General features: G+C 66.6%; 10 protein-coding genes and 1 pseudogene. 5 read left to right on the forward strand and 6 right to left on the reverse strand.

Annotation, left to right across the window (positions count from 1 at the left end; all coding sequences use genetic code 11):
• The first annotated feature begins 234 nt into the window (after window positions 1–234).
• Entirely contained in the window at window positions 235–666 is a 432-nt protein-coding gene (locus tag HUA78_RS05155; protein ID WP_174464549.1) for an Imm30 family immunity protein, read from the forward strand.
• Between the two features lie 455 nt (window positions 667–1,121).
• Here HUA78_RS05155 and HUA78_RS05160 read toward each other — a convergent pair whose 3' ends face one another.
• Window positions 1,122–1,955, reverse strand: coding sequence for a hypothetical protein (locus HUA78_RS05160; protein WP_174464548.1), 834 nt, complete (start codon window positions 1,953–1,955; stop codon window positions 1,122–1,124).
• A 997-nt stretch (window positions 1,956–2,952) separates the two neighbouring features.
• Window positions 2,953–4,884 carry a hypothetical protein gene (locus tag HUA78_RS05165; protein ID WP_174464547.1) on the reverse strand — a complete coding sequence of 644 codons (1,932 nt, stop codon included), beginning with the start codon at window positions 4,882–4,884 and terminating at the stop codon, window positions 2,953–2,955.
• 209 nt (window positions 4,885–5,093) lie between these two features.
• Between HUA78_RS05165 and HUA78_RS47650 the strand changes: the two are divergent.
• From HUA78_RS47650 to HUA78_RS05175, 3 genes and pseudogenes are all read left to right on the forward strand, one after another.
• Window positions 5,094–5,195: pseudogene (locus HUA78_RS47650) on the forward strand (IS5/IS1182 family transposase); the annotation flags it as partial.
• A gap of 25 nt (window positions 5,196–5,220) precedes the next feature.
• Complete coding sequence (locus HUA78_RS05170; protein WP_174452960.1) at window positions 5,221–5,871, forward strand: TetR/AcrR family transcriptional regulator; 651 nt, start codon at window positions 5,221–5,223, stop codon at window positions 5,869–5,871.
• Window positions 5,872–5,976: 105 nt separating this feature from the next.
• A complete protein-coding gene (locus HUA78_RS05175; RefSeq protein ID WP_174475761.1) occupies window positions 5,977–8,454 on the forward strand; it encodes a GH25 family lysozyme in 2,478 nt (825 codons plus the stop codon).
• A 71-nt stretch (window positions 8,455–8,525) separates the two neighbouring features.
• Here HUA78_RS05175 and HUA78_RS05180 read toward each other — a convergent pair whose 3' ends face one another.
• A complete protein-coding gene (locus tag HUA78_RS05180) occupies window positions 8,526–9,080 on the reverse strand; it encodes a dihydrofolate reductase family protein (protein WP_174464545.1) in 555 nt (184 codons plus the stop codon).
• Between the two features lie 184 nt (window positions 9,081–9,264).
• A complete protein-coding gene (locus HUA78_RS05185) occupies window positions 9,265–11,703 on the reverse strand; it encodes an FG-GAP-like repeat-containing protein (protein WP_174475762.1) in 2,439 nt (812 codons plus the stop codon).
• Between the two features lie 458 nt (window positions 11,704–12,161).
• Here HUA78_RS05185 and HUA78_RS05190 point away from each other — a divergent pair, with 458 nt between their 5' ends.
• Window positions 12,162–13,490 carry a M12 family metallopeptidase gene (locus tag HUA78_RS05190; RefSeq protein WP_174452956.1) on the forward strand — a complete coding sequence of 443 codons (1,329 nt, stop codon included), beginning with the start codon at window positions 12,162–12,164 and terminating at the stop codon, window positions 13,488–13,490.
• A gap of 57 nt (window positions 13,491–13,547) precedes the next feature.
• Here HUA78_RS05190 and HUA78_RS05195 read toward each other — a convergent pair whose 3' ends face one another.
• Together HUA78_RS05195 and HUA78_RS05200 are read right to left on the reverse strand one after the other, a co-directional pair.
• Window positions 13,548–14,972: a DUF1552 domain-containing protein gene (locus HUA78_RS05195; protein WP_174452955.1), complete on the reverse strand. Its 1,425-nt coding sequence runs from the start codon at window positions 14,970–14,972 to the stop codon at window positions 13,548–13,550.
• Window positions 14,969–16,678: a DUF1592 domain-containing protein gene (locus HUA78_RS05200; protein WP_246136946.1), complete on the reverse strand. Its 1,710-nt coding sequence runs from the start codon at window positions 16,676–16,678 to the stop codon at window positions 14,969–14,971. Before HUA78_RS05200 ends, HUA78_RS05195 begins: the two co-directional genes overlap by 4 nt.
• Window positions 16,679–16,856: the final 178 nt, after the last annotated feature.

Here is a 16,856-nt window from a genome sequence, read left to right on the forward strand (position 1 = left end):
GCGCGGTTCACATGGAGGTCCGCACGCGCGCGACGCTCGTCCTGAAGTGAGCCGGCAACTCGCCCCCCCTGGATGTCGCGGTCAGGACGTAGCTCCACGAAGGAGCCGGAGTCTCATCCGGGCTCATTCTCGGCGGGTGGAGGGCCGCTCGTGTGACGACGCGCCGTGGACACTTTCCTCGCGCACACACCAGAATCTGGAGGAAGTGGATTGTCACGATGCGAGGGAGGCGAAATGGAGCTGCGGAGAGAACTGGAGTTCTACTCGAAGTTGAGCACGCCTTCGGATGTCGAGGCTTTTTCCCAGGTCCTGGGACGCATGGCGTTGAGCAAGGACCGGAAATACATCCCTGTGATGCTGTCGTATCTCGATGATGACACGGAGCATGGAGACCTGATGAAAGAGATCATCGGCATGTCGGAGTCGTTCGGCGCCGATGACTACGTCTCGACGGTCGTCGACATGACAGGCACGTTGCGGGACAGGGCCTGGGATTGGCTGGAGATCATCCACTACCGCATCTTCAACTCGGATGAGTTGACGACGGTGTACAAAGACGCGCTGGCAGGACATGCGGAGGAGGCGGCCGTCAGGGGATATCTCAAGGAGTTCCTGAACGGCAACCCCGAGAAGAGGGAGCGCGTCGAGTGCGTCCTGGCGGATTGACTTCAGAGTCTGTCAGCGCCGTCTTGGACCATGTCGGACAGCCGGCTCGGTGCTCCCGACGTTCAACGAGTAGCGGACCGCTGGCACATCACACAAAGTGCGGGAGAGCCACGGAAGCGAGTGACGCTCATGCTCTCGCGCAAGAAGGTAAGAAGAACCTGCACCGGATGGTGCGGTTCTCGGCCTGCTGAGGCCAAACGCAGACTCCGCTGAATGACCTCGCCAAGGAGCCTCCCCCCGAACTCCCTCCCGACCAACTACACACAATTCGAGACGTGACCGCCTGTTTCTCCTTCTTCCCGTACGGGAGCGGTGGGCACCGATGGACGACGAAAATGACACGCCGGCGCCTCTCTACGAGGAGAAGGTGGTCAGCCTCAACCTGGAGCTGGCAACCCGGGTTCTGAGCACACGCATTCCATGGAAGGCACAGGGCATGGATGCGGTGAATGTGTCTACGGGCGCAGCCCGGTGAACAGGTCGCCACTCCACTGGATGCTGCTTCGCATTTTCGTGGCGGCCTCCGCGCAGGCCCCCCGCCCGGTCTCCAGCCGAAGCACGTTCCCGTCCAGAGTCAGGTCCCCAGTCGCCAGACAGCCCGAGATGTCGATGTCCTCGAGCCAATGATCCATCTCCAGGTTTCCACCGAAGGCGGCGGGATGCTCCGAGAACTCCTCGGGCAGTCCCAGCGGCACGCCCCGGTATTCGAAGCGCATGGACTCGTCCGATTGGAAGGCGAACTCCAGTACATGGGGATGTCCCTGGTAGGTGAAGCGCGCGCGAAGCTGGAAGCTGGGGTGCTCCGGTGTCCCCGGGACCCACCGCGTGTCGATGGCGGGATAGGAGACACGGGGGATGAACACTTGCTTGCCCCCCGCCGACAGGCGCTTGCCGGTGCCCACCTCCACGGGGCCCGGGAGGTGAAGCACGCCAGGCAGGTCCTCGGTGGGATCCAGGAGGGGGTCCGAGCCAGGGCGCCTCACGGAGTTGCTACAGGACATCTCCGGGGAGAGCACCTCCTCATAGTCCTCGCAGCGGACCGCGGGCGACAGGTCCATCCGCAAGTCCGCCAGCCTGTAGGTCAGGGTCTCCACCGTGAAGAAGAGGTCGTCGGACGAGACAAAGCTGTCCGGAGCCAGCTCGAAGGTGTTGTCCGAGGTCATCCGGATGGTGTTCGAGCTGTAGACGAAGTCGAGCAGATACCGGTCGCTCTCGTCGGGCCCTCCGCAGGCGCAGAGACCCAGAGTGGCGGTGATGCCGACGGTACGGTGCCAGGAACGTGAAGGCATATGGGAAGGGAATCGATGTGCGGAAGAAGGTGCGTGCACCGGAGCTGGGCACGTCGATGGAGGCCCCGGGGAGACTCACTCTATACCGATGGTCCGGGGAAGGGACAAACACGAACGGTCACGGCGATTCCCGCGCCAGCAGTACTGGCCTGGTTCCGCGAGGAATAGACTTTCGGAAGACTGGGCGCGCCTTCAATCAAGCGCTTCGGCATGACTTGATATGGGCTGCGCGCGAAGGATGCCGCGATCCGCTTGGCGACGACCCGAGGCGCAATCATTTTGCGAGTGCACTTCGTTCCAAAATCAAGCGCCTGCGAGAGCAGAGCCGAACCGGGGCGTCCACCGCTGGCCCGAAAAAACTCGCCGCAGGACTTGCCATCGTTGACGGCAGAGGCTCGGCGGCAGGGGTGCTCGACGAAATCGTGGGTCCTGGCCCCTGGGACCACGCCATCTGTCTCAGTACCGCCGAGTGCTTGTTGATGGCTGGGGTCATCTTCCCCGCGAACACTGTGTTCGCTCTGGCCGATTCCGTCTTTGAGCGCCCAGCGAAATGGATGCGGGATTCAGGCAAGTACCGCTTCTGGGTTCTCTCGAACCGAACATCGGAGGCATCGTATGAAGCTGGCTCAGCGCCGGACGGAGGCGACCACTCGGCTTCTGGAATTGTGCGAACGCGGCCTACAGGAGTTCAGTCGGCGCATTCTCTCGAATGTCATGAACTCGCCAGGCTCGCGCGAGGCGCTCGCTGCAAATCCATCCCTTTCATCGCGAGGCACGCGTTAGACAAGAAGGCACTGCCAGTTGGCAGGGCCTTTCATTCAGCTCCCCGTCAGCGTCCCTCACCTCCCCCTCTATTCCCGCCCGCTACGCCCAATAGGGCTCCTCTCCTTCTCATGCTCCGTTGCAGGCGACCCACCGCGCAGGCGCCTCTCCCCTGGCGCCGATGGAGTGTGCCGAAGCGTGGCGAGCGAATCCCCGCCACGCTCCGGGATAGGACTCACAACGTCTTCATGTATTCGATCAGCGCGGTGCGCTCCGCATCGGTCAGCACGTCGGTGAACGTGTGGCCTGAGTTCGACTGGCTGAACATCCGGGTGTTGTAGATCTTGCGATCCTCGATATCCGAGTTCGAGAAACTTGGGGACACGATGCTGCCGAGGAGGTTCCAGGCCAGCGCGCCGTTGCCGTACAGCAGCGACAGCCCGCCCTCGATGAGCGGCGTCTCGTTCGGATCCCACGGATTGCAGTGGTTGAACGGCGAGAAGGTCAGGTGGCTGCACGCAATCGTGTCGTACTTCCACCCGACCTTGGCCTGGTCATAGGCCTTCGCGAGGTCGGTCTCGAATCCCATCACGACGCCGAACCTCGGCGACTTCGACTTGCGACGCCAGATCCGCGGGCGGTCCGACGACTTGAGCAAGCTCCAGAGGTCGGGCACCGAGCCGTTGTGGAAGTAGGGGCCGGACGCCCAGATACCGTAGAGAGGCTGCGCGAGATAGCCGATCATGTTGTACTTTTCGGCGCACCCGTCCTGGCCGTTGTACCCGAAGAAGCTGTACTTGGCCTGGGTCTCGACGGCTCCGTCGTTGGCGAGCAGTCGGGCTTCATCGGTGTCGATGACGTTGATCGCCGTGACGTTGGCCGCCATGCCCTCGAACAAGGGATTGGCGAGGAAGTTTGGATCGTTCACGTAGCGCGGCGCGTAGGCTCCATGGCAGCTCGCGCACGAGCCGTTGCCGGCCTGCTGCGGCTTCACGACCGGGTTGTTGCGGTTCGCTGCCCACAGATCGAGCGTGTGGAACAGGAGCGACCCCTGCTGCGCGAGCGCCGTGTTGACCGGTAGAGGGTATGCCGGCGACTTCAGACCGAGCATCCAGGTGTTCGCCTCGTACTCGTTTTCGAGGATCCAGTCGTAGCCGCCCTCGTAGTTCGGCAGTGCGGCGCCCGGCATGTACCACGAGAGTTCGATGCGCGTGGCGTCGCTGCTCATCCCGGCGTCGAAGAACTTCACCGGCCGGTGCCCGAGGTTCCACCAGTTCGGCGGGTCTTCCGTGCCGGTCGAGCCGGCCGCCCAGATCTCCGGATTGAGGATGACGCCGGGGATGGTCCCGTCGGGGTCGAAGATGGTGAGCAGGGCGAAGAGCTGGAAGTTGGTGATGTTCCCCGTGCCGCGGATGCGGTTCAGGGAGGCAATCGTGAAGGCGGGGTTGAGGCCTCCGAGCTCGCCCAGGAACAGGGACGCGTCGGTGAGGCCGTTGGTGCCGTGGAGTGCCCCCAGGCCCGCGCCGTCGCTCGCCTTGCCAATCTGGCCGCTGTGACAGACCGAACACGTGACGCCGATCTGTCCGCTCCACGAGCCGTCGGGATTGCGTGTCTGGGTCAGTGCCATCGGCAGTTGGCCGGAGCCACCGTTCGTGCGGTTCGGATCCTCGAACGGGAGAGGATACGGATTGCGCTGCGCGCTGAGCGGGGTGCCGTAGCGCTCGGCGACGAGGTTGTCGAAGTCGGAAGGGCGGAACGGCAGGCCCCACCTCAGCCACAGCGCGTTGTACTGGGACGCCGACATCGACCAGAGACTCCAGGCGGAATGGCCGCTGAACTCCCAGCCGGCATCGGGACTTCCGTTTCCGCCGAGCAGCCGCCCTCCAGCCGCATTGGTCGACCGCAGCTCGCCACACGTCAGCGGAGCCCGGTTCATGCACGAGTTCCATCCCACGTTGAAGACGACGTTCTTGTTCGCCGTCGGCGTCACGAGTGACCGTGGGTCGGGCGGTAGGAGCGTCGCATCGGACTTGCCCGTACAGAAATCGAACCAGTAGTGCCCTCCACGCTTGCTGCCGAGCAGGTCCGATTGTGCTGCCGCCGGTGTGCCGCCGACACAGACAAAACACATCGCGACGAGAACGCTTCGAGTCAGACGTGCCGCCATGACGTCCCTCCTCCTGACAGCCTGTGGGTCGGTCGGATGGGGCTTCGGTCCGACCGGCTGGGCGCGTGCTCGGAGACATCAGTTTCCGAGACGCACGCTCGGTATGAGCGCACTTCACGTGTACCCCGAAAAGGGACATTTGTCGCCAAAGTGCCGTAGGCGACATTTGTCGCCTAACCGCCTCTTGCGAAAGTCAGGGCTGGGCGGGTGCCCGTCCGGGCGTCGAGTCCAAGGAAGGACTCGGCCGCCACCGCCAGGTTGTCGAGCGAACCCTGGCGTGGAAGAACCCGCTTGGCCGACTGCGAGTCCGCGACGGACGCAATGGAGTCAAGCGCCATGGCTGACGATGCGCGTCAATCCGCTCCCAACCCAGACTTCGTGGCGCGCAAGCCGCAGCAGCAGCGCGCCAAGGTCCGGGTCGATGCCGTGCTCCAGGCGGCGGAGGAGCTGCTGCTCGAATCAGGGCTCTCGGCCTTCTCCATCCCGACGCTGGCGGAGCGTCTCGAGTACCCGCGCTCGACGATCTACAAGTTCTTTCCGACCCCCCAAGCCCTGCTCAACGAGCTCGCGGAGCGCCAACTGGCGGCGCTGGAAGCGCACCTGACGAACTATGCCCAAAGCCTCCTGGGGGCCAAGGACTGGCAGGAACCGCTCACGCGCATGGTTCAGGAGGCGGCGGATTTCTACCGCACGCATCCGGCGGCGCAGGTCGTCCTGCTGACCGGACCGGTCTCGGATGTGAGCTTTCGCGCGCTCGAGTCCACGATCGCGCGCCTCGGCACGCTCGCGCGCAACCTGCTCGCGACGCACGGCATCGACATCCCGCGGGGCTCGCCGGACATCGCGGCGCTGGCGGTGGAGTTCGGCACCGCGAGCCTGCGGATGTCCTTCTACCTTCATGGCCGCATGACGAACGAATACACCCAGGCCGCGGCCGACGTGATGATTTCATTCCTGGCAATGCGGCTGGGATTGCCTCTGCGCTGATTCAGGCCCAGGCGTCCAGCAGGGGAGCAGGACACCTCCATCGCAAGAATTTCACGTTTTCATGCTAAATCTGCTCTGGTTCGAGTCATCCAACCAGGGAGCGACATGAATACCCGAGCCCGTCCAGGGCGCTTCAACCCGCGCCGCCTCTCGACCCCGACGAAGCTGCTGTGGGGCCTGCTCGTCGTCCTGACCGCCTGCGGAGGCCCGGACACGGGAGGCTCCGGGAGCCCCACCGACGTGGTCCAGGAAGCGCAGGCCCTCGCACCGTCCAACGTGCAGGCCTTCTACGCGGAGTCCCGGTGGGGGACCCGCTTCGGCGTCAAGGGCCCCTACTACGGTCCCCTGGGGCACCGGGGGCTGGACCTCTACGCGAGCGCGGGCCAGGCCATCCCCGCGCTCCGCTCGGGCATCGTTCGCCGCGTGCAGTACTCCTCCATCGTGGGCCACACCCTCGCGGTGGAGTCCGCTCCGGGCGACTTCTCCGGGTACGCCCACGTCATCCGGACGCGCTTCGCGGTGGGCGATTACGTCCAGCAGGGAGACATCATCGCGTACGTGGCGGGCGCGGGAGACGACCACGGCTCGGCGTGGACCGGGCCCCACCTCCATATGACCCGGGGCACCACCAACAACGCCGCGTTCGGCGAGAACGTCAGCGACCCCGCGCCGCTCATCCGCAACGTGCTCGGCACCGGCAGCGGCGGAGGCACCGGCAGCGGTGGAGGTTCCGGGGGAATCCAGATCAGCATCGACGAGGGGAAGATCCTCCAGCGCGTGGCCCAGCGGGGCGGCTACACGGGCGCGGTGGACGGCGTGCCCGGCGTCAACACGTGGAAGGGCATCCAGACGGTCCTCACCGGCAAGGGCTTCTACTCCGGCCCCATCGACGGCGTGCCGGGTGAGAACACCTGGAAGGGAGTCCAGCGGCTCGCCCAGCTCGGCGGGTACACGGGCCCCGTGGATGGCTTCCCGGGGCAGTACACCTACGCGGGGCTCACCACCTGGCTGGCCCAGGACCCCGGAACGCCTCCGCCGTCCGGGATGAGCGGTGTGTATGGGATTGATGTCGGCACGACTCAGCGGGACCTGGACTTCAATGCCATCAAGAGCGCCGGCTACCAGTTCGCCATCGTCAAGGCCGGCGGCTCCAATGTCTCTCCCCTCTACGTCGCGCCCTACTACACCCAGCAGGTCGCCCGGGCCCGCGCGGCCGGGCTGCTCGTGGGGCACTACTGGGTGGCGGGCTCGTACACCCCGGCCGGTGACGCGCAGTACTTCGTGGACCACCTCTACGACCACCGGCCCGGTGACCTGCTGGTGCTCGACAACGAGGCCATCGACAACGGCATCTTCTGGAACGACTCCCTGACCGCGAGCTTCATGCAGGCGGTCAAGACGCGGCTGGGCAAGGCCCCGTTCCTGTACACGTACTCGAGTCTGCTCAAGGCCCACACCTGGCCCCAGACGCAGGCCGTGGGCTCGAAGCTCTGGATTGCCCACTACACGGGCACGCCGGGCAACCCGTCCGTGGGGACGGCCTATCCCACGTGGGAGATCCACCAGTACACGTCGTCCGGCAACCAGAACGGGATTCCGCTCGACCTGAACGTCGCGAAGCTGTCCGCGTTCGCCGGACTGGCCCAGCCCCCGCTGGGCGCGACGGCGCCTCCGCCCACGGCCATCCCCGGAGGGAGTGGCGGCGGAGGCCCCCCCGTCATCACCGCCCAGCAGGGAACCCTCCTCCAGAACCTGGCGCGCCGCGGGGGCTATACCGGCCCCATTGACGGCGTGCCGGGGGCCCAGACCTGGACGGGCATCCAGAAGGTCCTGCGTGAGCTGGGGTATTACTCGGGGCCGGCCGACGGCGTCCCGGGCGTCAACACGTACAAGGGATTGCAACTGCTGGCCCAGGACGGTGGCTACACGGGCCCCATCGATGGCGTCCCCGGCCCCAATACCTATAACGGCATCCAGGCGTACCTGGACGGGTCCTCCGGTCCCGTGCCGCCCGTCACCCAGGCCCAGGGCGTGACGCTGCAACGGATTGCGAGCGCGGGCGGGTATACCGGCGCGGTGGATGGCGTCCCCGGCACGAACACGTGGAAGGGCGTCCAGCAGGTCCTCGGGGGGTATGGCTATTCCGGACCCGTGGATGGCGTCATGGGCACCCAGTCCTACGCGGCGCTCCAGCGCTTCGCCGCGAAGGGCGGCTACACGGGCCCCATCGACGGTGCCATGGGCACCCAGTCCTGGAAGGGCGTGCAGACCGTGCTGCGGGGCTTCGGCTACACGGGCCCCATCGACGGTGTCATGGGCACCCAGTCCTACGCGGCGCTGCAGCGGGTGGCGCGCCTGGGCGGGTACATGGGCCCCCCCGATGGGGCCCCGGGCGTGAACTCGTGGCGGGGCCTCCAGACCTTCCTGAGCGGCGCCGGGTACACGGGGCCCGTTGACGGGGCCCCCGGGACGAACACGTACAAGGTGCTCCAGTCGCTGGCGAACCGGGGCGGCTACAGCGGGCCGCTCGACGGCATCCCCGGCCCCAACACGTACGCGGGCCTGGCGAACCTCCTGGACTGACGTCTGGCCCACTGCCCCAGGCCCGCTCCCGTGCGTCGGGAGGGGCCTGGCGCGGAGTTACAGACTCCAACTCATCCCGCTTTGCGACGGAAGTGGAGCGCCAGTACGCCGGACTTGAACCGCTGCGTCGATAGGAGTTCGAGCTGCCGCGCACTCGACAGGCCCTGAAACAACGTCGGCCCGCGGCCACTGATGATGGGATGAACGACGATGCGGTACTCGTCGATGAGCCCCAACTCCTCCAGTGCAGCCGCGAGCTTGGGCGCTCCGACGAGGACACCCCGCTCGGTCTTCGCTTTCAGCGCCGAGATCGCCTCGCGAAGGTCACCCTCCACCTTGATGGTGTTCCGCCACGGAAAGTCGCTCCGCGAGCTCGACACGACGTACTTTGCCTTCGCCTCGAGCTTCTGCGCCCACTCGCGCATCGCACGCGGCGCCTTTTCGTCGCGTGCCACCGCGGGCCAGGCTCCCTCCATCAGCTCGTAGGTGTTGCGCCCGAAGAGCATCGCCCCGCTCTGGTCCATGAGCTGCGTCCAATAGTCGTGCAGCTCGTCGTCCGCGATGCCCTGGGTGTGGTCGATGCACCCGTCCAAAGTGACGTTGAGACCGAAGGTGAGGAGGTTCATGGCGTGGGACTCTACGAAAAGCGCGCCCAGCGCGCAGCAGCCCGAGCCAGCGACGCAATGCCCGTCAGGCGCCTGCGCGTCTTCCGGTGCGCCGCGCGGCGAAGCACGCGGCGCACCGATCCTCCTACCGAGACCGCGCTGAACTCAGAGCACACTGTCCCATCGCGGTATCGCGGACAGCGACCTAGAGTCCGTTGGGGACCACGGTCACGGTGCTGGATCCCCTGTTGGTCAGGATGAGATCGGGGTACCCATCCGCGTCCATGTCCGCGGTGGCGATGGCGTTGAGGCCAGGCGAGGCGCCGGTCGTGACGACGGCGCCAGAGCTGAAGCCTCCGTTGCCGTTGCCGGTCATCGGGCGGACGCCGCCCGAGGCCGCTGTCACGAGGATGTAGGCGTCGAGCTTGCCATCGCCATTGAAGTCACCGGCCACGACGCCCAGCGCCGAGTTGGTGGCCGTATTGGCCGCGGCGATTGACTGAGCGCCGCTCGCGAAGGTGCCGTTGCCGTTCCCTTTGAAGAAGAAGAGGTACCGGCCGGCCGCGCCGTTCGAGAGGATGTCGAGTGTGCCGTCGCCATCGGCGTCGCCGAAGGCGATGCCCGCCGTCTGGCCACTGGCGGAATTGCTGTAGGCGACGGGTGCGGCGAACGAGCCGTCGCCCTGGTTGATGAGGACCGACAGGCGTGCGCTGGCGGGGCTCGTCACCACGAGATCGGAGAAGCCATCGCTGTTCAGGTCACGGCAGGCGGTGGTCGACTGCGCGCCGCCGGTGTTCGGGATGCCGATGAACGTGGGCGCGCCGAAGTTGCCCGCGCCGGTGCCGAAGAGCACGCTCACCTGGTTCTGGGTCACGCTTGTCGTGGCGATGTCAGCCACCCCGTCGTGATCGAAGTCCCCGGTGCAGAGGTGGACGGAGCCCGGGGTGCCAGTGGTGAAGCTCGTCGGCGCGCCGAAGGTCCCGGGCGCGCTCGAGCCCAGGTTCTTGTAGACGCTGATGTTTCCGTTGATGAGGGGCAGGTTGGTCTGGCCGTCGACGGTGACGGCATCGAGCCACCCGTCACCGTCCACGTCCACGGCCACGACCGCGTTGCTGGAGAGCGAGGCGCTCCCGTAGTTGACCTCTGGCTGGACGCTGGCGTCGCCATTCCCCAGGAAGACGGAGAGCGAGCCAGAGGGCGTCTGGGTCGAACCGGATTCGGCGTTGGCCACCAGGATGTCGAGCTTGCCGTCGCCATTCACATCGGCGACCGTCGGGGCCAGCGGGCTGTGGTTCGCGGGGGAGCTGACCGGCGTGCCGGGGACCTGGCCGGGTGGGATGGCCTGGCAGGTGGCGTTCGAGCAGATCTGTCCCGTCGAGCACACGATGCCGCAGGCGCCGCAACTCTCGGCGTCGCTCTGGAGGTTCACCTCGCAGCCGTCGGACGAGTTCGCGTTGCAGTCCGCGAGGGTGCCGGAGCAAGACTGGCAGATGTTCCCCTCGTAGGTGGGCGCGCACTTGCAGGTGTAGCTCCCCACGCCGTCGATGCAGGTGCCACCGTTCAGGCAGGGGCTTGCGGCGCACTCGTCGATGTTGGTGCAGGTCACCCCGTCGCCCTCGTACCCCGCCTTGCAGGCGCAGGTGAAGGAGCCCCCAGTGTTGGTGCAGGTGGCGTTCTCGTTGCAGTTGTCGGTGCCGGCGGCGCACTCGTCGATGTCGGTACAGGTCACGCCGTCGCCCTCGTACCCCGCGGTGCAGGCGCAGGTGAAGGAGCCCTCGATGTTGGTGCAGGTGGCGTTGTCGTTGCAGTTGTCGGTACCGGCGGCGCACTCGTCGATGTCGGTGCAGGTCACGCCGTCGCCCTCGTACCCCGCGGTGCAGGCGCAGGTGAAGGAGCCCCCGATGTTGGTGCAGGTGGCGTTTTCGTCGCAGTTGTCGGTACCGGCGGCGCACTCGTCGATGTCGGTACACACTGTCGGCTGTCCCGTGCAGGTGTAGCCCGGCTCCAACTTGCAGACGCTGTTGCAGCCGTCTCCCGAGAGTTGATTGCCGTCGTCACAGACTTCGAATCCGCCCAGCACCCCATCACCACAGACGGCCCGCAGCGACGTCTCCACCGCGTCCACCAGGTAGAGCGCCACCGCGCCCTTCAGGCGCACGTAGCGATAGGGGACGTTCCCCGGGTACGTCGCCACGGCGATATGCGTCCCCAGGCCCAGCTCCACCAGATGCAACGAGCTGGAGCCGATGTAGGTCCCATCCGCCTTCAGGAAGTCCACCTGGGCCACCAGCGCCAACGACAAGCCCTTGTAGTAGACGCGCAGGTCGCCGGTGCCTTCCTCGCCCGCACCCAGATCCAGCACCAGCGCCGCGTTGAGCAGGCCCAGCAGCGTCGCCACCTGTCCATCCGGAGCGCCCAGCGCCGCGCTCGCGTTGAGCACCGCCGCATTGGTGCCCGACGCCACCGCGTCCGCATACGGGTCCCATGTGAACGAGGCTTCCAGCGGCTCACTCGTCAACGCCCCGGGGTCTTCTTGCGACACCCCATCCGCGGGAGGACGGGAGTCCACACCACACGCCCCCAGTGACAAGGCCAGTGTCAGGCCCAGCCCCCACGACCACAGCATACCTTGACGGCTTCGCATCTTGTTTCTCCCCCAAGGAGCAGGATGGAACCCGGAATGGACCAGCCCCCCATGGAATGAAAGACACTATTCCTTTCCCCCTCCTATTCGGCCAGCAACATGTGAATGGCCAGCGTCCTCTGGCGACCCGCCAGAAAGCACTTGAGGACCATGGACACAGAGTCCATCACATGCATTTGATCGTCTCCGCGTCTGTTCCCGCATGTCCGCAAAGTAGAAGGGGTCTACTCGTGTGGTTACGCCTGGAACCCGAGTCCTGGCGCTATAACCCATACGGGGAATCCACAGGTACCCGTTCGCCTTGGCGCCCATGAATGCATATGCAGTGCATCTCTTCCATTCGGCGGAGGCGCCGGGGCATGCCGTGAATTGGTGCGGGCCCTTAATTCCAAACGACAAATGTCAGAGTGATGTGGTTGTCTCCTGCTTTCCGGAATGCCTTCCGGAAAGGAGGCACCATGCTTCGACTTACATTGAAGTCCGCGCTGGTTGCACTGTTCATCCCCAGCCTGCTGCTCACCGCCTGCGGTGAGGGACTGGAGTCGCGTCCCGCCCTGGACCCGGAGATGGCCCGGGTGCCGGCTGGCGCCCCGGTTCGCGAGGGCTACGCCTGGAACGCCGCGAGAGGGAAGCTGGTGCCAGTGAAGTACGCCGAGGTGGATGGACTGGCCATCCTCGATGGAGACATGATTCTCGGCACGGTGGAGGAGATGGAGGCGCGCGTGCGCGAGGTGAAGGCCCGGGGAGGTCTCGACGCCCCGGGAGTCCACGCCCAGGGCGTGGCCATCACCGGAGCAAACTTCCGCTGGACCAACTCCGAGGTGCCCTACACCATCGACGCGGCTGTGCCAAACCAGGCGCGAATCACGGACGCCATCAACCACTGGCAACAGCGTACGCACCTGCGCTTCGTGCAACGCAACGTGCTCAACGCGGCGCTGTACCCGAACTACGTCAATTTCCAGACGGGCGCCGGGTGCAGTGCCCACGTGGGACGAATTGGTGGCAGGCAGGTGGTGACGCTGGAGGCCGGGTGCACCACGGGCAACACCATCCATGAAATCGGACATGCCCTGGGGCTGTGGCACGAGCAGTCGCGCGAGGACCGCAATAACTACGTGCTCGTCCGGCCCGAGAACATCACCGCGGGCTATGAGCAGAACTTCAACCAGCAGATCGCCGACGGTGACGACATCCTCGCCTATGACTACGGCTCCATCATGCACTACCCGAGGACGGCGTTCTCGAAGAATGGGCTGCCCACCATCGAGCCCCTGGGGGGGCAGGCCATCGGGCAGCGCGATTCGCTGAGCATCACGGACGCGGCCACCGTGGCGCGTCTCTACTCAAGAACCATCTCCCTGCGTGCCTTGCGCGGCCACTACGTGGTGGCCGAGGGCGGCGGCGGCGGCGCGGTGAACGCCAATCGTGCCGCCGTGGGTCCCTGGGAGAAGTTCCAACTGGTGGACCGCAACGGCTTCGAGCTGCAGACCGGCGACCTCATCCACCTGCAGACGGTCAACGGCAACTATCTCATGGCCGTGAACGGTGGCGGCTCGGAGGTGACAGCCACCCCCACGGCGCCTGGCAGCTATGAAACCTTCCGCATCTCGAAGATATCCGGCACGGGCCTGCTCACCATCGGCACCGGAGACACCGTGGCCCTGTCGACGAACAATCTCCTCACCCCCCGCTACCTGTATGCCGATAACGGGGGCGACGGCGGGGTGTATGCCGCCGGTGCCTCCGTGGGGCAATGGGAGCAGTTCACCATCACCTTCTACTGAGGCACGGGGTAGGGCCTGCTCCAGCGTCGAACACTGGAGCAGGTCGCCATCGTCTACTCAGGCGATGAGCTCGGAGAGCACGCCCTTGGTCAGCGCCGGGTCGCCGAAGTCGTCCAGGCTCCCGCCGGCCGCGTTCCTCAGCCCCACGGCGGTGCCAATCGTGTTCAGCATCCGGTTGTGGTTGGGATTGCCGCCGCCCGACGCCTCGACGTAGACGCCCTGCTTGAGGAAGCCATTGCAGCTGCCCGCCAGGACGAAGGGCACATTGCGCGCCGAGTGAGCCGGCCCGTTGCCCAGGTCGTTGTACCAGACAGACACGCCGTGCTCGATGAGTCGCTTTCCGTCCGGCATCTGGTAGGCCGCCAGCCGGTCCAGGAGGTGCTTGAAGGCGCGCGCGAACTGCACGTCCACGTGGTGGTGCAGCAGGTCCGAGCCGGTGATGATGCCGCCGCTGGAGTCGTGCGACGTGCGACGGTGGGACACGTAATGGAAGTTCTCCATCAACTGCCCCGTGTCCGGGTCGCGGTAGCGCGTGTCGCCGTCGTTGCCATTGCCCACCTGGATGACGGCCGCGCGGTTGGTGCCGCACGCAATCGCCATCACCGCGATGTCCATGTGCAGCCTGGCGGTGGCGAGCACCTCGGTGCCGTCCGTGCTGTCATAGCCGGGTGACTGCTGCTGGAGGATGAGCTCCTGGTCCGCGCGCATGCGGCAGCTCAGGGCGACCTCCAGGTCCCGGACGTTGGACAGGTGCAGGTCCAAGCGCTCATGGTCGGACGCGCTCAGCTCGGGACGCTGCTGGAGCGACTGGAGCTGGGCCTTCACCAGGTCGTTCACGCTGCGCTGCCGGACGAGGAGCTGCTCGCGAGCCTCGGGAGTCAGTCCTCCCGGGCCGCCAATCATCGTCTGGTACGCATTCCACGGGTCATGCAGCGCGGCCCGGCGCACGTTGCTGCTCCGGTAGGAGAGGCAGGGCCCCCCGAGCCAGCCGCCACGCCGGCCCGCGTAGAAGACGAGCGAGTCACGCTGCTGCGGATTGAGCTCGCGGCCGATGCGGTGGTCAATGGACTCGCCTCCGGACTCGGAGCCGCCGCCCGCGCCCTCCACCACGGGGCCCCGCGCGGTCAGCCCCTGCATGGCGCCGCGGGCGTGGCCGTCCCCGTAGTTGTAGTCCTTCATGTTGATGTTGCGCACCAGCAGCAGGTCCGCGAGGTGGTCCTTGAGCACGTCCACGGCCCGCCCGGCGCTGCTCGCCGCGGTGAGCGCGCCCAGGGTGCGCGGCCAGAAGCGCTCCGGCTCCGCGCCGAGCTCCGACGTCGTCTGGGCCGAGGCGACGCCGTTGGCCTGCCGGAAGAAGATGGCGTACGGCAGCGCCCCCAAATCCGCCGCGCGGGCGGTCCTCGGCACCAGCCCCTCGAGAAACGGCAGGCTCAGCATCGTCCCGCCCAGGCCCTTCAACACCATCCGGCGACTCAGCTTCATGGCAGCTCCTCCGGGTGGCGATTCACGAAGCCCTCGCTGGTGACGACCTCCACGACGAGGTCGACGATGGGCAGGTTGCCCGCCTTCGACAGCTTTCCGAGCCGCTCCACCAACGGCCCATCCTCGTGGGCGAACGGGCGCCCGTGGAGGTACTCCACCCAGTGCTGCGCGTAGCACGCATGCACCCCTTCATTGGCCGCGAGTGCGTCCGCCAGGTCGAGCGCGTCGCGCACCGGCACCGTCTCCCCGTTGATGTTGGGAGTCGAGCTGGCGTCCACCGGATGTCCGTTGTCCGTGGTGCGGTAGCCGCCGATGGCGTCGAAGTTCTCGAAGGGGAAGCCGAGCGGGTTGATGAGGTGCGAGTGGCAGCTGGCGCACGCACTCCCGGGCACTTCGGTGTGCGAGGCGACGACCTCGCGATTGGTGCGGCCCTGCGGGGCGGGGAGCGGTGGGATGTTGGCCGGCGGCGCGCCAATCTTCCGGCAGATGATGCGCTCGGACACGAAGACGCCGCGGTGGATGGGGTCCGGGTCCACCGACGTCGCGTGCGCGGCCAGGAAGCCCACCTGGGTGAGCACGCCCTTGCGCTCGCGCGAGTCCAACGTCACGGGGACGAAGTCGGCGGTGAACGCGCCACTCAGCCCGTAGACCCGCGCCAGTTCGTCGTTGACGAAGGTGGCTGGCGAGGTGAGCAGGTCGCTGTAGCCGCCCTTGCGGGAGAAGACGACGTCCTGGACGAAGAGGGTCGTCTCCCGGGCCGCGTGCTCCCCGAGGCGCTCGGACACCTGCGGGTAGCGCGTGAGGGAGGGGCGGATGGCGGCATAGCGGGGCACGTCGAAGAGGGTGCGGTGGAAGGCCTCCACCACCTTGTTCGAGCGCGCGTCCTGGAGCATGCGCCGTGCCTGTGTGGCGACGCCCTCGCGGGAATGCAGGGTGCCCTCGCTCGCGGCGGCGAACAGGGCGTCGTCCGGCATGGCGCTCCAGAGGCCGTAGCTCAGCCGCGAAGCCACTTCGTAGTCGTCGAGCGGCACCCGGTCCCGCACGGCCTGCGTGCTGCGCTCCACGCGGTAGAGGAAGTGGGGCGACTGGAGGAAGGCTTCAATCACCAGCCGGATGCCCCCCTCGAAGGCCGCCATGTCCGCGTAGGCCTGGGGGCCCCTGCGGTACAGCCCGAGGTAGCTCTCCACCTCTTCGGACGTCAGCGGGCGCCGGTGCGCGCGCAGGCCGAAGGACTCCACGAAGGCACGGGCGCGCGCTTCGCCGGTGTCGGCCGACGGAGGCAGCACACGCGCGAGCTTCGTCGCGTCCGTCGTCACCTGGCCGGCGAGCTCCGCGGCGGCGCGCTGGTAGGCGCCCCAGAGGGCCTCGTCGACGGAGAGGGCGCGCGCATCGTTGTCAAAGAGGAAGCCGCTCTGGGCGGGGTCCGCGCGGAAGGTGCCCGCAAGCGTGGTGGGCGGCGCATCCAGCCTGAGCAGCTCCTGCACGCTGTTCGTCCACTGCACGTGCGTCAGGCGCGCCATCCGCACGGACGGGGCTGGCTTCTCGATGGCGGTGGGCGTACCGGGGCCGGGTCCTCCACCGGGGCCCTCCGGGTTGGAGATGTTTCCTTCGCAGCCAGCAGCCCCGCTCAAGACCAGCCCGAGCACCACCGGGCGCCACCACCGTCCCCGCTCCGCTGGCTCTCGTGACAACCGTTGTGACCGCATCCTCGGCACGAGCGCCTCCATCATTGGGAGACATACCAATCGGATGGATTACGCGTTCCTGTCAATGTAGCCGCGACTCGCACGCGCGTCGGTCAAATGGCCCGATGACACGGATACTGAAAAACTCGTGTCACACGTGCATACGCGTTTCATCAGACCCGACTTTTCGTGCGGGCCT

Source organism: Myxococcus sp. CA033, from assembly GCF_013336625.1.
Taxonomy (GTDB): domain Bacteria; phylum Myxococcota; class Myxococcia; order Myxococcales; family Myxococcaceae; genus Myxococcus; species Myxococcus llanfairpwllgwyngyllgogerychwyrndrobwllllantysiliogogogochensis.